A 15,618-nucleotide genomic window follows, 5' to 3' on the forward strand; every position below is an offset into this window, starting at 1 on the left:
CTATTACAAATTTGCGACAATATCGGTGATACTTTGCTTTAATGATTCAAGTAATTTAAAATATGTAACAATATACAATTTCATAGGGGGCAGAACTCATGTTCACAATCATAAAAAATGGTGATATTTATTCACCAAAATATATTGGCCAAAATTCAATTCTTATTCAAGGTCAAACCATCCTCAAAATCGGTGATATAGATATAGAAAAATTTAAAGATATCGACCCAAACTTGAATATAATTGATGCAGAAGACAATATTCTTATACCCGGTATAATAGACCCACACATTCATTTATTAGGCGGTGGAGGCGAAGCAGGTTATATGACGCGGACGCCAGAGGTGAATTTATCTGAACTTATAGAGTGCGGTATTACTTCAGTAATAGGATTAATAGGTACAGATGGTATTTCTCGTACACTTTCAAGTTTATATGCAAAAGCCAAAGCTCTTGAAGCAGAAGGAATTTCAACATATATGTATACAGGTAACTATCACTTACCCGTTACTACTATTACTGATTCTATAAAAGAAGACTTAATGTTAATAGACAAAGTAATTGGTACTGGAGAAATCGCTATTAATGACTTTAGATCTTCTATACCTAGCACAAATGAACTAGCTAAAATTATTGCAGAAACTACTGTTGGAGGAATGTTGAGTGGTAAAGCAGGAGTTACTCACTTTCATTTAGGTACTGGAAAACATAACTTAAATCAAATTCATAATTTACTAGCAAACTATGATGTCAAAGCGAATAAAATATACATTACGCATTTCGACAAAAGTTTAGATTTACTTAAAGAAGGCATCACTTTAAGTAATCAAGGTGTTTATATAGATTTAACAGCTGATACAAATACTGTAGACTGTGTAGATTATTACCTTCAAAATAATGGCGATATCGCTCAACTCACTATTTCATCTGACGGTCACGGTAGTTTGCCTAAATTTGACCACAATAATCAACTTGTTGGGTATGATGTTGCTAAATGTTATACATTAACAGAACAACTCTTTAATTTACTCAAACATTATCATCAAGATAAATGGGATGATATTATAGCACTGTTCACTTCTAACGTAGCTAATGCATTAACATTACATCATAAAGGACATATTCATGAAAACTATGACGCCGATATTTTAATCATTGATAAGAATAGCAATAAGATTAAAAATGTCCTAGCAAAAGGAAAAGAAATGTTATCTGATTACAAAGTAATACGTAAAGGTATGTATGAATAATTAAGGGCCCGGGACAATTATGTATGTTCCGGACCCTTAATTTCTATATATCAATATTATTTAATATTTTCCTTGCATTTTCTTTAAGTTCATTTACTTTTTCGACGCCTTTTGTTCGTTCAATATAATCGTAACCTTCTTGTAAATGGAATGTTCTATTCGAAGTATTATGTGCATCACTTCCGATTATATGAATAGCATCTTTGTCTAATAAGAAATCCGCAGATTTTTTAGCATCTTCTCCATATCTATTAACTAATGATCCTGCTGTAACTTGGCATAGCGCGCCTCGTTCAATTAAATCAAATAATATTTTCGGGTTATCTTGTATAGGAATTATTCGTTCTGGATGAGCTAATATAGGTCTATAGCCAGCATTAAATAATTTATCAAATGTTTCATCTGCAAATTCTGGAATACTAAAGAATGGAAATTCAATTAATACATAGCGTGAACCTTCAGTTATTGGTAATAATTCACCGGACTGTAAGCCTTCCAGCTCTTTACCAAACATATGGATTTCCTGACTCGGATGAACTTTTAAATTTATGCCATTTTCATCTAGCAATGCTTGTACTTCTTTTGTTCGGTTTTTAACTATATTAGCATCATTTTTAAATCTGTGTTCTATATAGTGTGGTGTAGCTACTAAATCAGTTATCCCTAACCCTTCTGCAACTCTAGCTAATTCAAGCATACTGTCAGCGTCAATTGGTCCATCATCAACATCATAAAGCAAATGATTGTGTATATCTATCATATGTACAGCTCCTTTTTATGAATCAACTTTTTCTACAAATTATCCTTATTACCTTTATTGTAACAAATTTTCACTCAATCAATATATCAAAATGATTTGTGTTCATGTATAAGCAAAGAATTTGAAAAGTCCAACCACTTTAATCATGATTAATATATAAACATTTAGGAGTGAATTATTAATGGAATTACAAGATGTCATTAACAAACGTCGTTCAGTAAAACAATACGAACCTTACGAAATGGATCGTGAAACGATAACAAAATTATTAAACAAAGCTTCTTTATCACCTTCTGCTTGGAATTTACAACAGTGGAAAGTGATTGTAGCACATTCTGATGAAGCTAAAGAAAAACTATACGAAGCAGCGAACAAACAAATTAAAATTAAAGAATCCAGCGCTACTTTCATCGTGCTAGGTGATTTAAATGCCCATAATACAATTGGTGATATTGCCGATGACTGGATAAAGCATAATCATATACCTGCTGAAAAACGCGAAGGGTTAATCCAAAGTGTTAATACTTTCTTTGAAGATGAAACAAATAAGAGAGATGAAGCGGTGCGTGGTGCTTCACTATTTGCGATGAATTTAATGTTAATCAGTGAGGACGAAGGCTATGCTACTTGCCCAATGATTGGTTTTGACAAACAAGCTGTTGTCGATTCTTTTAATATTGATGATAATTTAGTACCAGCAATGTTAATTACAATTGGTAAAGGCGAAATGTCCAATGATAGAGCATCTCGTCATGATGCATCATCATTTGCTAAATTTGAATAAAGACAATACATAATGTCTAAACTTTGTAATAATATTATAATATTTCACCTCAAATTTATATTATAATAAAAGTAACAAAGTGAGGTGTTTAAATTGAACAAACGTTATCAAAAAGTTCTATTACTTTACTTAATTTCAACGTTAGTACCATATACTTTGCTTAACAAAAATAAAGATATTCAATTAACGAAATCATGGTTACCTAGTTCATTAATTGGATATGGAATATTTGCATATGGATTGAAGGTACTAACTCAATTAAAAAAAGCATCTAAATAAGATGCTTTACTACATGTGAGTATAGAGTACAAATCTTTCACTCAAAATAATTCTCCTAATTCGTTTTTTATGAACGAATTAGGAGAATTTATTTTGGTTTTTGTAAAGTGCATACTTGCTTAAAACAATTCTTACGTCTTAGGCTTATTATTTTCTTTATACATATTATCTGTTATTGCATATATTACATCATCAACTATTTTATCTTTATGAATACGATTTTTAGGCATTACGCCTACTTTTTTCATGCCAAGTCTTTTCATAACTTGTCCTGATTTGGGGTTTAATGTACTATGCACACCTTTAACTTGATTTAATCCCATTTCTTCAAATGATAATTTCAACAATTGATTAGCTGCTTCTGTTACATAACCATTTCCGCTATACTTTAGGTTAATCACATAACCAATTTCTGCCCTCTTATGATCTACTTCCAATCGTAAATCAATTGTACCTATAAATTTATCGTTTTCTTTTAATATAATACCGTATTTTCCTAACGGGGATTGTAAATAATACTTTGTAATGACTTCTCTTGTTTCATCTTTAGACAAATGTGTTGGAAAGACATGCGTTGTATTTTCAATATTAGAAGCATATTCAAATAATGATTGCGTATCTTCTAAAGACACAGGTCTCAATATAAGTCTTTCTGTTTCCATTGTTTGATATTCCGCTAATTTCACTAGTAAGTCCATATTATTTAATCCCCCTTTTAACCTTTATTTATATTCGCTTTGTGCAAGTGCTAAACAACCTATTACGCCTTGGTCATCATTTAAACTAGGTTTCACAATATAAGTTTCAACTGGTGGTAAATTTAAATAACTATTATTCAATATTTCAAATTGCTTATGGATTTTATCTAATAAATGATCTTGATGCATGACACCACCACCAAAAATAATCTTTTCAGGTGATAACATTAGCGTTGTATTATAAGCCGCTTGAGCTATATAGTATGCTACCATATCCCAAGTCTTATCTTGTTCTTCAATATCTTTAGCTTTAATACCTGCACGTTTTTCTATAGCTGGTCCAGACGCCAATCCTTCTAAACAAGTATGATGGAATGGACAATTACCTTCAAAATCATCATCTTCATGCTGTTTTATAGACATATGACCCATTTCAGGATGACTTAGTCCTTGAATGTAACGACCATTCATCATAGCTCCACCGCCTACACCTGTCCCGATAGTGTAATAAACTGCTGAATCAACGTTTTTTGCAATTCCTTTTTGATATTCGCCGTATAAAGATGCATTAACATCTGTAGTAAATGCTATAGGTACGTCAAAATATTTTTTTACTGAACCGATAAAATCAAAATCTTTCCAAGCAGTCTTCGGAGTAGATGTAATATATCCATATGTTTTTGACTCTTTATTTATATCGATAGGTCCAAATGAACCTATTCCAATACTTTTCAATTCATAATTTTTGAAAAAATTAATAACTTCAGTCATTGTTTCTTCAGGATATGTAGTTGGTATAGAAACACGCTCAATAACATTTAATGCTTCATCACCTATTGCACATACAAATTTTGTGCCTCCCGCTTCAATTGCTCCATAATATTGCATGATTGACACTCGCTTTCTCATTATCTAATATTTTTGTAATTTTAAAACCATTTTTTCTTTTTAAATACAACTAGCATGATTGCTGCTATTGCTACCATAATGAATAATACAATGTAATAACCGTTGTGCCAATTTAATTCAGGCATATTTTCAAAGTTCATCCCATAAATACCGGCTATAAGTGTTAATGGCATGAATACGACAGAATAAATCGTTAAAATTTTCATAATGTTATTCATTTTAAATGAATTCAATGAAATATAATTATCCCTTATATCACTTGTCATTTCCCGTGAAGCATCAACCATTTCCATCTGTTTAATAAGATGATCATTAATATGCATGATATATAACAATTGTTGTTCATTCAAATTTAATACTTTTCCTTCACGCATCCGATAAACTAAATCTTTCATTGGTTGAACAGTTCTCTTAATTAATAACAACTCTTGTCTTAAATTAAAAGTATCATCAATCAAAGTCTTTGTAGAACTATCTACATTATGCCGATCTTCAAAGTTAAAGACTTTATCTTCAATATCGTATATAAACGGAAAGAAATTATCTGTTATATCATCTAAAATATTTAATAATATATCTTTTGGTTCTTCATATTGTACCGTACGATTAAAAAGTTTTCTTTTAATTGTATCAATTTCCTCAAATCGTTCTTTATGGAAAGTAACAATATAATCTTCGCCTATGAATATATCGATTTCTTCTGATTCTAGCGTTTTTAAATCTAAAGCATGAAATACTAAAAATTGATAACCATCATACTGTTTGAATTTTGGTCTCTGTTGTACCAATGTTGCATCTTCAATAGATAATGGGTGAAAATCAAAATATTGTGCGAGTACATTTGTTTCTTCTTCAGTTGACTCGTTCATATCAACCCATATCCATTTATACTTTTCTTGAACTTCACTAGGAAAGGTAGTTTCTTTTATCTCATCATTTAAATTTATGTAATAAGTTTTAATCATATTTTCACCGCTTAGAATTGATTTAAATTCATTATATATTATTTTAAAGTTTAGAACATAAATTGATTGTTCAAAATAATTCTCCTAATTCGTTGGAGTTTTAATTAACAGATTAGGAGAATTTATGTATGTATACGATTTTGAAAGTACAAGCTTCAACGTCAGCACTTTGCAAAATCGTTACCGTTTATATTTGATACTATTATAACTTCAGAACAATTAGTCTTGCTCCTTTTATACTTAATTAAGAAAATACGATAGTCTTGTTTCCATTAACAATCACTTTATGTTCACAATGCCATTGTACCGCTCTAGCTAGTACTTCTGATTCTACATGACGACCTGTATTTTTCATATCTTGTGCTGTATAGCGATGGTTCACTCTTACAACATCTTGCTCGATAATCGGACCAGCATCTAAGTCTTCTGTTACATAATGGCTTGTAGCACCTATTAGTTTAACCCCTCTTGTATACGCTTGTTTATATGGATTAGCTCCGATAAATGAAGGTAAAAATGAATGGTGTATATTGATTATTTTCAAGTGGTGTCTATCAACAAATTCAGGAGATAATATTTGCATATATTTAGCTAATACTAATAAATCAACGCCATATCTTTCACAAATTTCTGTTATTTTCTCTTCACTTTGTCGCTTTGTATCTTTTGTAACTTCTACATGATGAAACGGAATACCCATGTCTTCTACAAATTTTCTGTTATTCTCATGGTTGCTTATAACGCAACTAATTTCGATAGGAAATTCTTGTCTGTTTGCTCGTAACATAATCTCACTTAAAGCGTGATCTTCTTTAGAAACGAGTAGCGCAGTTTTCACTTTCGTGTTAGCGTCATAAATTTTGAAATGTATATTTCTGCTATTTAGTTCTTTTTCTAATAGTCCTTTAACTTCATCATTTTGATCGAAGACTATTCTTAAATATAAATGATTTTCATTTTCTTGAACATCTGTATAGTGATCCAAATGAAATATATTAGAGTTTGTATTTTTAATAGTTGTAGAGATTAAAGATGTGATTCCTATTTCATCTTTACAATCTGCAAGTAAAATATAATGATTATTCATGTTTCTCATCCTTTTATAAAATGTGTAAAAATTCTTACGATAATAGCTATTATAAAATTTTATATGAGATAACACAATCAAACTTGCCTACTTATTCCAATGTAAGCGAATTCAGTTAATAATTATTATTTAAATACATAAATTGATCCAATTGCAATTCTTCCAATGTATCTCTTATTAATTTTTTTCTTTGGAAATAATTTAATCCATATTTTTCAACTGGAACAACTTTACCTTCGTAAACATACTTACCATTAAATAAAGTGCGATTTTTTGTCACTTTAATAGTTGAGAGCGCCCCTTCTTCTGGCGAAATAAAAAATGAATCAAATACTTTGTAGATGAAGTCACCAATTTTTTTATTGTATTTGGTTTTGCCTAAATTAGTAGACACAGCTCCCGGATGTACAGCCGATACATTTAATCCATGTTTACTAAAACGTTCATCCAATTCCTGCATAAAGTAAAGTACTGCTAACTTAGATTTACTATATGATTTAACTGGGTTAAATTTTAGTGGGTAAGCAAAATTATGATTCCCCATAGCTGTATATTTGTATGCACCTGATGATACAACAATAATTTGTTTATCTTCACTTTCCATTATTTTTTCGAATAAAGTATGTGTTAATAAAAAATGACCTAAATAATTTGTTCCAAACATGAGCTCATAACCATCTACAGTTTTTTGCCTTGTTAAAGAAACGACACCCGCATTATTAATCAGGCAATCTACATGGGTATAACGATTTAAAATATTAGTTGCTGCTTGCATTACACTCGCTAGATCAGATAAATCACATTTGATGATATCAACACGCTTATAAGGGTGTCGTGCCTGTATGAGCTGCTTAACTGATTCTCCTTTATCAACGTTTCTACAAAGTAATATTAAAATATCATATTCTGACGCTAATTCAATTACAGTGCTTTTGCCTATACCAGACGTAGGCCCGGTAATAGCTAGAATTCTATTCGACATTATAATTACTCCTTTTATTTATTAAGTTATATTTACCCGAAAAAATGTATAATTAACATAAATGAGAATGAAAAATCGCTCTTTCTATTCATAAGATTTTTTATCGCTTTGTCATGTCTACTGCCAACATAACTAATCAGGCTGAGTCATTTATTTATGTCCCAGCCTGATTAGTTTCTAAAATTACTTTTTTATATAATTTTCATGAACATAAATTAATTCTTTCGCCATCTCTTTTATAATTTCAGTTGAAATAAGTTGATCTTCTGCGTGTACCAATAACAGATTAAGTTTAATCTCTTCTCCTGCAGATTCGGATTGGATGAGGTCTTTATGAACTTTATGTCCTTCAGTTAAATATTTGTTGCCTTCTTCAACTAAATCATAAGAATCATTAAAATTATTTGATTTTGCTTCTTGAATTGCTTGCATATAGGTACTTTTAGCCATGCCTACATTCGTTATAATCTGAAAAGCTATCTGTTCGTACTTTTCCATTTAATCACCTTATTCCATTAGACTTTCTGCTTGTTTAAGTACCCCTTCTCCATCCATCATGCCATATTGTTGCATGCCTATAACGTCGATTGGAACTTTTCCGTCAGCTATTTTTTCTACTTGAGCTTTTTGAAATCTCACTTGAGGTCCTAATAAAATGACATCAACTTCATCTATTTTCGATTCAGCTTCAGATAAAGCTAATGCTTCAATTTCATAATCTTTATTTTCTTTATCGGCAGTTTCTTGCATTTTTTTAACCAACATACTAGTAGACATTCCCGCTGAACAAACTAATAATATTTTTTTCATTTTTATCTCTCCCATAATTTAAATTTAAAGAATGCCCAAGGTTTTAAGTAATCTAATAGTTGCAAGTCATGATTTTCTATTTTTCCTACAACATTCACTTTTCCTGTGTTGAGCATCGGTTTTAAAGCAATTTGTAACTCCCCTTTATATTGACCATATTCATCATTATCGATTAATACATCGCCTCTTTTTATAGCAACTGTATGATGAGGTGGAAATGATTCTTGTTTATATTTCACTCGACTTTGAGTAGAACGAATCAAATAGTCGCTTACATCACCTCTATAAAAATGTGGTTCTTCAAAAATAATTTTCTTTTCTAAATCTGTATAGCTTCCCACTAATTTAATATCAAAAGTTATCGGTTCATGGATTAAATCACTCAATTCCTTTAATTCTTTTTCAGATGGATAGCAATTACTGATAATAACATCATCTATTAAGCCGGTTGCCCATAAATATTTTGCTTGAGAAGTAATCGGCAAACCGCGATGTTGTTCTAATGTAGGAAGTCCTTCTGTAATAGGCCAAGGTCCAAAATCCGCTTCTTTACTAGATACAAATGCAGCTGTTCTCAAGCCGTAATGTTTAAATTTCTTACTGCCTTCTATAAAAAAGGCTTCAGATATACCTGCATAACGATGGGGATAAAAGTTATGACAACCTACGAGCCGATTTCGATTAGGTTCAAAGTCTAATACATTGTCTATATAATGATTCATTACGCTCATATTCAGCTCTATTTTGATTCCATATGGATTATAAGTCATATCACTCGTTTCTTTTGCTCCTACCCCTTCGTCGAGTCTGATACCATCTACACCCATTTCATAAAAGAATGATAAATCGTTAGTTTCAATATTTAATACTTTAAATGTTCTAGGTGCTACATCAACAAATATTTCAAAATTTAAAGACTTTGCGAATTGAATAATTTTTTTGATAGATGGAAGTATTTCGGATTTGTTTTCTTCAGTAATTTGTAATAAGTTCGTAAATATTCTAGAAAAACCGTACTCATGTGCTTTCTCTATATACTTTAAGTCATCAGCTTCCTTAGATTTCCCCGGATATAGAGATATCCCCAATTTTCTCATGATATAACCTCACAATTCTTTCAATTAATTTCTTTTTTATAATTTTGAATAATTTTACTATTTAGTTTATACTATAACAAAATTAAAGCGCTTACAAACAAAGGGGGATTAACATTGAATAATTTTGCAACTTGGATAGAAAATAAGCTTTCGGGACCAATGACTAAGCTTTCAAACCAAAGACATCTACTTGCTATTCGTGATGGGGTTATTTCAGCGTTACCATTCATTATATTTGGTTCATTTTTCTTAATATTTGCAACACCACCATTGCCAGAATCTTGGGCAATTACTAAGTGGGCAACAGCACATGCCGAAGAAATTTTAATACCTTATAGAATGACTATGTTTATAATGAGTTTGTATATCGTTTTTGGTATAGGATATAATCTTGCAAAATCCTATGACCTTGATCCATTATCTGCCGCACAACTTTCTACCGCAGCTTTTCTATTAACTATCGCACCTACTATGGACGATAAATTAGGTTTTGTTTTACCTATGACAAATTTAGGTGGGCACGGTTTATTTGTCGCAATGATTGTTGCTATTCTTTCTGTAGAAATATATCGTTTCTGTAAAATTAAAAACATCACGATTAAAATGCCACCACAAGTTCCACCTTCCGTCAGTCGCTCATTCGAATCTCTTATACCTGTCGTTTTTGTTCTAGGGTTTATGAGTATCATTACAGTACTATTCCAACTAGACTTACACTCACTCGTAGATAAAATTGTCGGACCGCTTGTGTTTGCAGGCGACACACTACCAGGTGTTTTAGTGCCAGTATTTTTAACAACATTCTTCTGGTCATTTGGTATTCATGGAATGTCTATTGTCGGTACGATAGAACGACCATTATGGGAAGTTTATTTAGCTAAAAACGGTGAAGCACATGCAGCAGGAGAAGCACTACCTCATATTGCACCCGAAACATTTTTCCAATGGTTTGTATGGATTGGTGGTGCGGGCGCAACTTTAGGTCTTGTTATTTGTATATTAATATTTGCAAAATCACAATTCCTTAAAAAAATGGGTAAAGCAGTTGCCATCCCTTCTTTATTTAACATCAATGAACCAGTTATATTTGGTTTACCAATTGTATTAAACCCAATTATGGTCATTCCATTTATTTTAATACCTATCGTTTTAACGATTATCACTTATATCGCAACTGCCCTAGGATTAGTCAATGCGACCAGTGTAATGCCTCCATGGACTTTACCTGCTCCAATTGGTGCATACTTAGCCACTGGTGGCGATTGGCGGGCTATCATACTCGTATTAATCAATATTGCAATTTCTGTCGGTATTTATTTCCCATTCTTTAAAATGTATGATCGTAAAATGATTTTAGAGGAAAGTGGCGAATCTAAAGAAGAAATTGAAAAAGATATGGAAGAAGAAAACAAATAATAATGTAGAAGATATAAATAAGGATGAAAGATGCACGAAGATTTTTATAAAAAATAAGCATATCACTTTCAAACTGAAACAATCCGTTAAGTGATATGCTTATTTATTTTGAGTTAGAATTTATGTTTCAAGCTCTTAAATGTTAAAAAATAATATCAATAAAGAACCAAATAACCATAACGATCATGATAAGTGCTTTTGCTATTGTACTTGTTAAAAATCCTAATAGTGAACCTATACTTGCATTAAGTGCAGCACTGATATCACTCTTTTGTATAATTTCTGAAACGAATACTAAGATAAACGGTACGATAATAATACCGAAAGGTGGAAATACAAAGCAACCAATAATAACACCAACTGCTGCCATTGTCTCTCCTAATTTAGAACCACCAAATTTTTTCACAAAGTAACTGTTCATGATGATGTCCGACAAAATCATAAATACTGTAAAGAGTATCATAACCGTCCAAAATACCCATGATAATTTTGATGAATCTATTGCAAAATGATATATAAAGTACCCTATCCAAAGAAATAAAACGGATGGGATAATTGGTTTGATTAAACCGATAAATGCAATTACAAACATTATAATGATAAGTAACCAACTAATTGTTGTCATGTAATTTAGTACTCCTAACTAATTTGTGTATTGTTTTGTTCCTTATGTTCTATAGTGAAAATTAAAAGAACAAACGCAAGTGCTATCGAAAAACTTGAAACAAAGAACACATTTCCTAATCCTACTATATCACTCATGACACCACCAAGTAAATTTCCACCTAGTTGTCCAATAACCATAGCGTTCGCAAATAAAGTCGAAGCGTAACCTGGAAAGTCTGGTAAAATATCTTGGAAATAACTGATACCAAGCCCTAACAAAATAGCTAAGAAAAATGCTAAAGCTAATTGTCCAATTAACATTGCAGTAAAACTATCAAACACCCCGATACTGAAATAATAACCAAAGCCAAATATTGAACCTACCATGAGTAAAGTTTTCGTTCTGAATTTACTTGCGATAGCTCCTAGAATAATCATAAGCGGTACTTCTAAGCCTGCACATAAACTTGCTAAATAACCAACATGAGACTCGTCATCTTTCAAATATTCAGTTACATATAAAGGCATGTTTAAAGTATACATCCATTGCCCAATATGCAATAGAATGAAAGCTAAAAATGGTATAAGTAAAGTCGGTTCTTTAATTAAGTTCGGAGCTTTTTTCTCTGGAAAATTCCCTACTATATTATTTAAGATTTTCTTTGGTTCCTTATAAAATAATAATAGTAATACGAGTACAGTTAAGAATATAGTAACCGTACCACCAAATAGACCGTCATAACCCAATAGTGAAAGTAATACAGTACCTATCAATGGACCAAATAAGAAACCTAATGAGAAAGTTGATCTTAAAACAGTATTGGCAAAGATACTTCTATCTTTATATTCTGATTCATTAATAGATTCACGAGCAGAAGCATACATTTGAGGCATTGCAGGTGCTGCCAGACCTTGGAACATTCCGTATAATACAATGAAGATCCAGATAGTATGTACATAGAAATAAATGGAGAAACATAAAGCACCCATTATAAGGGCTGTTGCGATAAGATATTTACGGTTGATTTTACCATTATCTGAAAACCTAGCTACTATAGAATTCACAGTGAAGGATGCTCCAGCAGCAAGAGCCATTAATAGACCATATTGGCCACTAGTCATTCCTAAGTGTTGTGTCGCATATAACACTAAGAACGGGGTAGTGATTGCGATTGCCATACCGAGTAATCCCATATTCACTGTAAAGAGCTTATAATTTTTGATTTGAAACAGTTTCAAAAACATGAATTCACATCTTTCTTTATTTTATTATATGCTTGTACTTTATAGCTAAACCCCTGTTACGTCAATGCTAAAATTGATATAATTTTTCTAAAGTTATAAAATAAATTTACATGATTTAAGAAGGAGAAAAGCCATGGTATTTAAAATTGATTATATTTCTACTGGTAAAGTTTCTAACGTTACGTTCGATAATCAAAAAACAAAAAAGACCGCCATTTATAAAACCCCTATTTCAAATAGTATGTTTTTATCAAAAACAGGGTTTGTTGAAGATGAACAACAATATAAAGGGCACGGCGGTCCTGAAAAAGCTATATGTTTCTATAGTAAAGATAACTATCAATATTGGAACGATATCATTCACCTGTTGCCTGAATATGCAATTTTTGGAGAAAACTTAACAGTCTCTGGCTTAACAGAAGCGGATTTAAATATCGGTGATACATATCAGTTAGGTGAAGCCACTATACAAGTATCTTGTCCAAGACAACCTTGCGCTACAATCGCGCAAAGGTATGGCATAAAAGACTTAGTTAAAAGAATGGCAGACAGTTGTAAAACAGGATGTTATTTTCGCGTAATCAAAGAAGGCTATGTATCACAAGGAGACGATTTAGTATTGATTGAACAAAAAAAGCCTTCCCTTTCTATACTTGAATTGAATGAAACACGTTTTAAAGATAATAAAAACAAACAACGCATACAATCAGTATTAAATCATGATGGTATAAATGAAGAAACAAGAAATATATTTATTAAATTATTAAAATAAATGATAACATCGTACAAATCTCTATCGGTTACTTCTTTTTAACATCAATTTGGTTTATGTAATTTTTAATCACTTCAATAAATGATTTTACTTGTGGTAATTGCAATACACTATGTTCATAACAAATATATGTTGACCGTTTTAAAGGCTTTTTCATGATATTTAATTTTTTAATTTCAAAAAGGTCTGTATCTATATCACCTATAACTAATTCAGGTAAAACTGTAACGCCTACACCATTTAATAACAATGCTTTACAAGTTGCGATTTGATCTACTTTTATAAGAGCATGGTATTCTTGTTTGAAATAATCTGAATACCATTCTTCAATTTGCTTTAAATATATTGGTTCAGCTTGAAATTCAATCATCGGTAATAAATGCAAATCATGTTTTCTATTTTTAGGATAAATAAAGTAATGTTGTTCATTTAATAATAAGTCGTTCTGTACATTCATTACTTCATTACCTCTAATTACTGTTACATGAAATTCATTCTGATATGATTTAATATGTTCACTTGAGCCAATTTGTAATTGTATATCGACGTTAGGGTAAAGTTTAGTATATTGCCCTAGAACTTGAGGCAAAATTGTTTGTCCAATTAACGAAGATACGCCAATTGAGATACTCCCATTAACTTCCCCGACTTTCGAACTTATTCTATCCAGTAATAGACGCTCTTCTTTAAGCATTTTTCTAGCGTGATCAATAACGAGCGAACCTTCATTAGTTGTTATTAATTGCTTCTTAGTCCTTATAAAAATATCTATACCAAAAAAGTTTTCGATAGATTTGAGACGTTGACTGACGGCAGGCTGCGAAATATAGAGAATGTCAGCAGCTTTCCTCAATGTCTTTACATCTTCTAAAGTCACTAATAGTTTGTAATCATCTACTTTCATAAAAAGACACCCTCCTCACATTTATTTCATTATAACATGCTTTAATTATTACAAGCATGCCTTTAAGCAACTACTACTTAAGACCGAATTATAAAAAATCTTACTATCTAAATTGAATACTTTTTTAAAATTAGTTATAGTTAAGCATGTAAATTAAATAGGGAGGATCTTACTATGTTACTTATTGAGATAATAAAGTATATTTTTCTAGGTTTATTGCAAGGTGTAACTGAACCCATACCTGTATCTTCTAGTGGTCACCTTGTAATGGCTCAAGAATTTTTAGGCTTACATACTGAAGGTTTAACATTTGAAATTTTTGTAAATACGGCTTCATTAGTTGCTGTACTGATTTTGTTTAGAAAAGATATTATCGAACTCATTGTTGATACTTTAAAATTTATTAAAGGAGATCGCACTGAAGAAGTAATTCGAAACTTTAGATTTGCTATGTATCTTGTAGTTGCCACGATACCTGCTGGTGTTCTTGGGTTAATCTTTAACGATATAATTGGCGACACAAAAAGTGTTATGCTAGTCGGTTTCATGTTAATTGTAACTGGTATTGCACTATGGTTTATTAAAAATAAACGCGGTCAAAAGTTAGATAAAGATTTAACGTTAAAAGATGCGATTATAGTAGGGCTATTTCAAGCTATTGCATTAATTCCAGGAATTAGTCGTAGTGGTGCAACGATAGTTGGTGCTTTAGGTGTTGGTATGAATCAAAAAACAGCATTTAAGTTCTCATTCTTACTTTATATACCAGTAAGTTTAGGGACTGCATTGCTTGGTATTAAAGATATCATTCAAACACCACCAGATTCTTCATTAATGATTTCTTATATGTTCGCATTTGTAGCTTCACTTGTGGCCAGCTATTTCTCTTTAAAATGGCTAAAAGGCATAATGGAACGCGGACAATTAGGTATATTTAGTAAATACTGTTTCGTTGTAGGACCATTAGCAATTATACTTGCACTGATATTCTTATAAAAACTTTTAAAAAACGAGCATACACAGTTAATACTGTGTATGCTCGTTTTTTATGTAA

The 15,618-nt window shown here is 31.3% G+C and carries 18 protein-coding genes; 6 read left to right on the forward strand and 12 right to left on the reverse strand.

Annotated features, from left to right (window positions below; genetic code table 11):
• The first annotated feature begins 98 nt into the window (after positions 1 to 98).
• Positions 99 to 1,250, forward strand: a complete 1,152-nt coding sequence (gene iadA / locus LQ682_RS07805) for a beta-aspartyl-peptidase (protein WP_016998761.1) — start codon at positions 99 to 101, stop codon at positions 1,248 to 1,250.
• A gap of 43 nt (positions 1,251 to 1,293) precedes the next feature.
• On the opposite strand, the gene LQ682_RS07810 is transcribed toward iadA, so the two are convergent.
• Positions 1,294 to 2,010 (reverse strand): tyrosine-protein phosphatase, encoded by a 717-nt coding sequence (locus LQ682_RS07810; RefSeq protein ID WP_135021030.1) that lies wholly within the window; start codon positions 2,008 to 2,010, stop codon positions 1,294 to 1,296.
• Positions 2,011 to 2,191: 181 nt separating this feature from the next.
• Between LQ682_RS07810 and LQ682_RS07815 the strand changes: the two genes are divergently transcribed.
• Both LQ682_RS07815 and LQ682_RS07820 read left to right on the forward strand, forming a co-directional pair.
• Positions 2,192 to 2,794: a nitroreductase family protein gene (locus tag LQ682_RS07815; RefSeq protein ID WP_016998763.1), complete on the forward strand. Its 603-nt coding sequence runs from the start codon at positions 2,192 to 2,194 to the stop codon at positions 2,792 to 2,794.
• 84 nt (positions 2,795 to 2,878) lie between these two features.
• A complete protein-coding gene (locus LQ682_RS07820) occupies positions 2,879 to 3,073 on the forward strand; it encodes a hypothetical protein (protein ID WP_369964520.1) in 195 nt (64 codons plus the stop codon).
• A 131-nt stretch (positions 3,074 to 3,204) separates the two neighbouring features.
• Here LQ682_RS07820 and LQ682_RS07825 read toward each other — a convergent pair whose 3' ends face one another.
• The 8 genes from LQ682_RS07825 to LQ682_RS07860 form a co-directional block, all read right to left on the reverse strand.
• The gene (locus LQ682_RS07825) at positions 3,205 to 3,771 is read right to left on the reverse strand and encodes a GNAT family N-acetyltransferase (RefSeq protein ID WP_016998765.1); all 567 of its coding nucleotides are present in this window, start codon (positions 3,769 to 3,771) and stop codon (positions 3,205 to 3,207) included.
• Positions 3,772 to 3,795: 24 nt separating this feature from the next.
• Positions 3,796 to 4,659, reverse strand: a complete 864-nt coding sequence (locus LQ682_RS07830; protein ID WP_239724087.1) for an ROK family protein — start codon at positions 4,657 to 4,659, stop codon at positions 3,796 to 3,798.
• 41 nt (positions 4,660 to 4,700) lie between these two features.
• Entirely contained in the window at positions 4,701 to 5,645 is a 945-nt protein-coding gene (gene corA / locus LQ682_RS07835) for a magnesium/cobalt transporter CorA (RefSeq protein WP_016998767.1), read from the reverse strand.
• A 244-nt stretch (positions 5,646 to 5,889) separates the two neighbouring features.
• Positions 5,890 to 6,732, reverse strand: a complete 843-nt coding sequence (gene purU, locus LQ682_RS07840) for a formyltetrahydrofolate deformylase (protein ID WP_239724088.1) — start codon at positions 6,730 to 6,732, stop codon at positions 5,890 to 5,892.
• Between the two features lie 115 nt (positions 6,733 to 6,847).
• Positions 6,848 to 7,714: an SDR family NAD(P)-dependent oxidoreductase gene (locus LQ682_RS07845; protein WP_016998769.1), complete on the reverse strand. Its 867-nt coding sequence runs from the start codon at positions 7,712 to 7,714 to the stop codon at positions 6,848 to 6,850.
• Positions 7,715 to 7,897: 183 nt separating this feature from the next.
• Positions 7,898 to 8,212: a PTS sugar transporter subunit IIA gene (locus tag LQ682_RS07850; protein WP_016998770.1), complete on the reverse strand. Its 315-nt coding sequence runs from the start codon at positions 8,210 to 8,212 to the stop codon at positions 7,898 to 7,900.
• A 9-nt stretch (positions 8,213 to 8,221) separates the two neighbouring features.
• A complete protein-coding gene (locus tag LQ682_RS07855) occupies positions 8,222 to 8,524 on the reverse strand; it encodes a PTS sugar transporter subunit IIB (protein ID WP_064211402.1) in 303 nt (100 codons plus the stop codon).
• Positions 8,525 to 8,526: 2 nt separating this feature from the next.
• The gene (locus LQ682_RS07860; RefSeq protein WP_064205073.1) at positions 8,527 to 9,621 is read right to left on the reverse strand and encodes a DUF871 domain-containing protein; all 1,095 of its coding nucleotides are present in this window, start codon (positions 9,619 to 9,621) and stop codon (positions 8,527 to 8,529) included.
• 114 nt (positions 9,622 to 9,735) lie between these two features.
• Here LQ682_RS07860 and LQ682_RS07865 point away from each other — a divergent pair, with 114 nt between their 5' ends.
• Positions 9,736 to 11,037, forward strand: a complete 1,302-nt coding sequence (locus LQ682_RS07865; protein WP_064205074.1) for a PTS sugar transporter subunit IIC — start codon at positions 9,736 to 9,738, stop codon at positions 11,035 to 11,037.
• Between the two features lie 142 nt (positions 11,038 to 11,179).
• Here the strand turns inward: LQ682_RS07865 and LQ682_RS07870 are convergent, their stop codons facing one another.
• Entirely contained in the window at positions 11,180 to 11,662 is a 483-nt protein-coding gene (locus tag LQ682_RS07870; protein ID WP_016998932.1) for a DUF456 domain-containing protein, read from the reverse strand.
• Positions 11,663 to 11,676: 14 nt separating this feature from the next.
• Complete coding sequence (locus LQ682_RS07875) at positions 11,677 to 12,888, reverse strand: sugar efflux transporter (protein WP_016998931.1); 1,212 nt, start codon at positions 12,886 to 12,888, stop codon at positions 11,677 to 11,679.
• 133 nt (positions 12,889 to 13,021) lie between these two features.
• Between LQ682_RS07875 and LQ682_RS07880 the strand changes: the two genes are divergently transcribed.
• Complete coding sequence (locus tag LQ682_RS07880) at positions 13,022 to 13,660, forward strand: MOSC domain-containing protein (RefSeq protein WP_016998930.1); 639 nt, start codon at positions 13,022 to 13,024, stop codon at positions 13,658 to 13,660.
• Between the two features lie 28 nt (positions 13,661 to 13,688).
• Here LQ682_RS07880 and LQ682_RS07885 read toward each other — a convergent pair whose 3' ends face one another.
• Positions 13,689 to 14,564: a LysR family transcriptional regulator gene (locus LQ682_RS07885; protein ID WP_016998929.1), complete on the reverse strand. Its 876-nt coding sequence runs from the start codon at positions 14,562 to 14,564 to the stop codon at positions 13,689 to 13,691.
• 174 nt (positions 14,565 to 14,738) lie between these two features.
• Between LQ682_RS07885 and LQ682_RS07890 the strand changes: the two genes are divergently transcribed.
• Entirely contained in the window at positions 14,739 to 15,560 is an 822-nt protein-coding gene (locus tag LQ682_RS07890; RefSeq protein ID WP_016998928.1) for an undecaprenyl-diphosphate phosphatase, read from the forward strand.
• The last annotated feature ends 58 nt before the right edge of the window (positions 15,561 to 15,618 follow it).

It is taken from the genome of Mammaliicoccus sp. A-M4, from assembly GCF_022386955.1.
GTDB lineage: Bacteria > Bacillota > Bacilli > Staphylococcales > Staphylococcaceae > Mammaliicoccus > Mammaliicoccus lentus.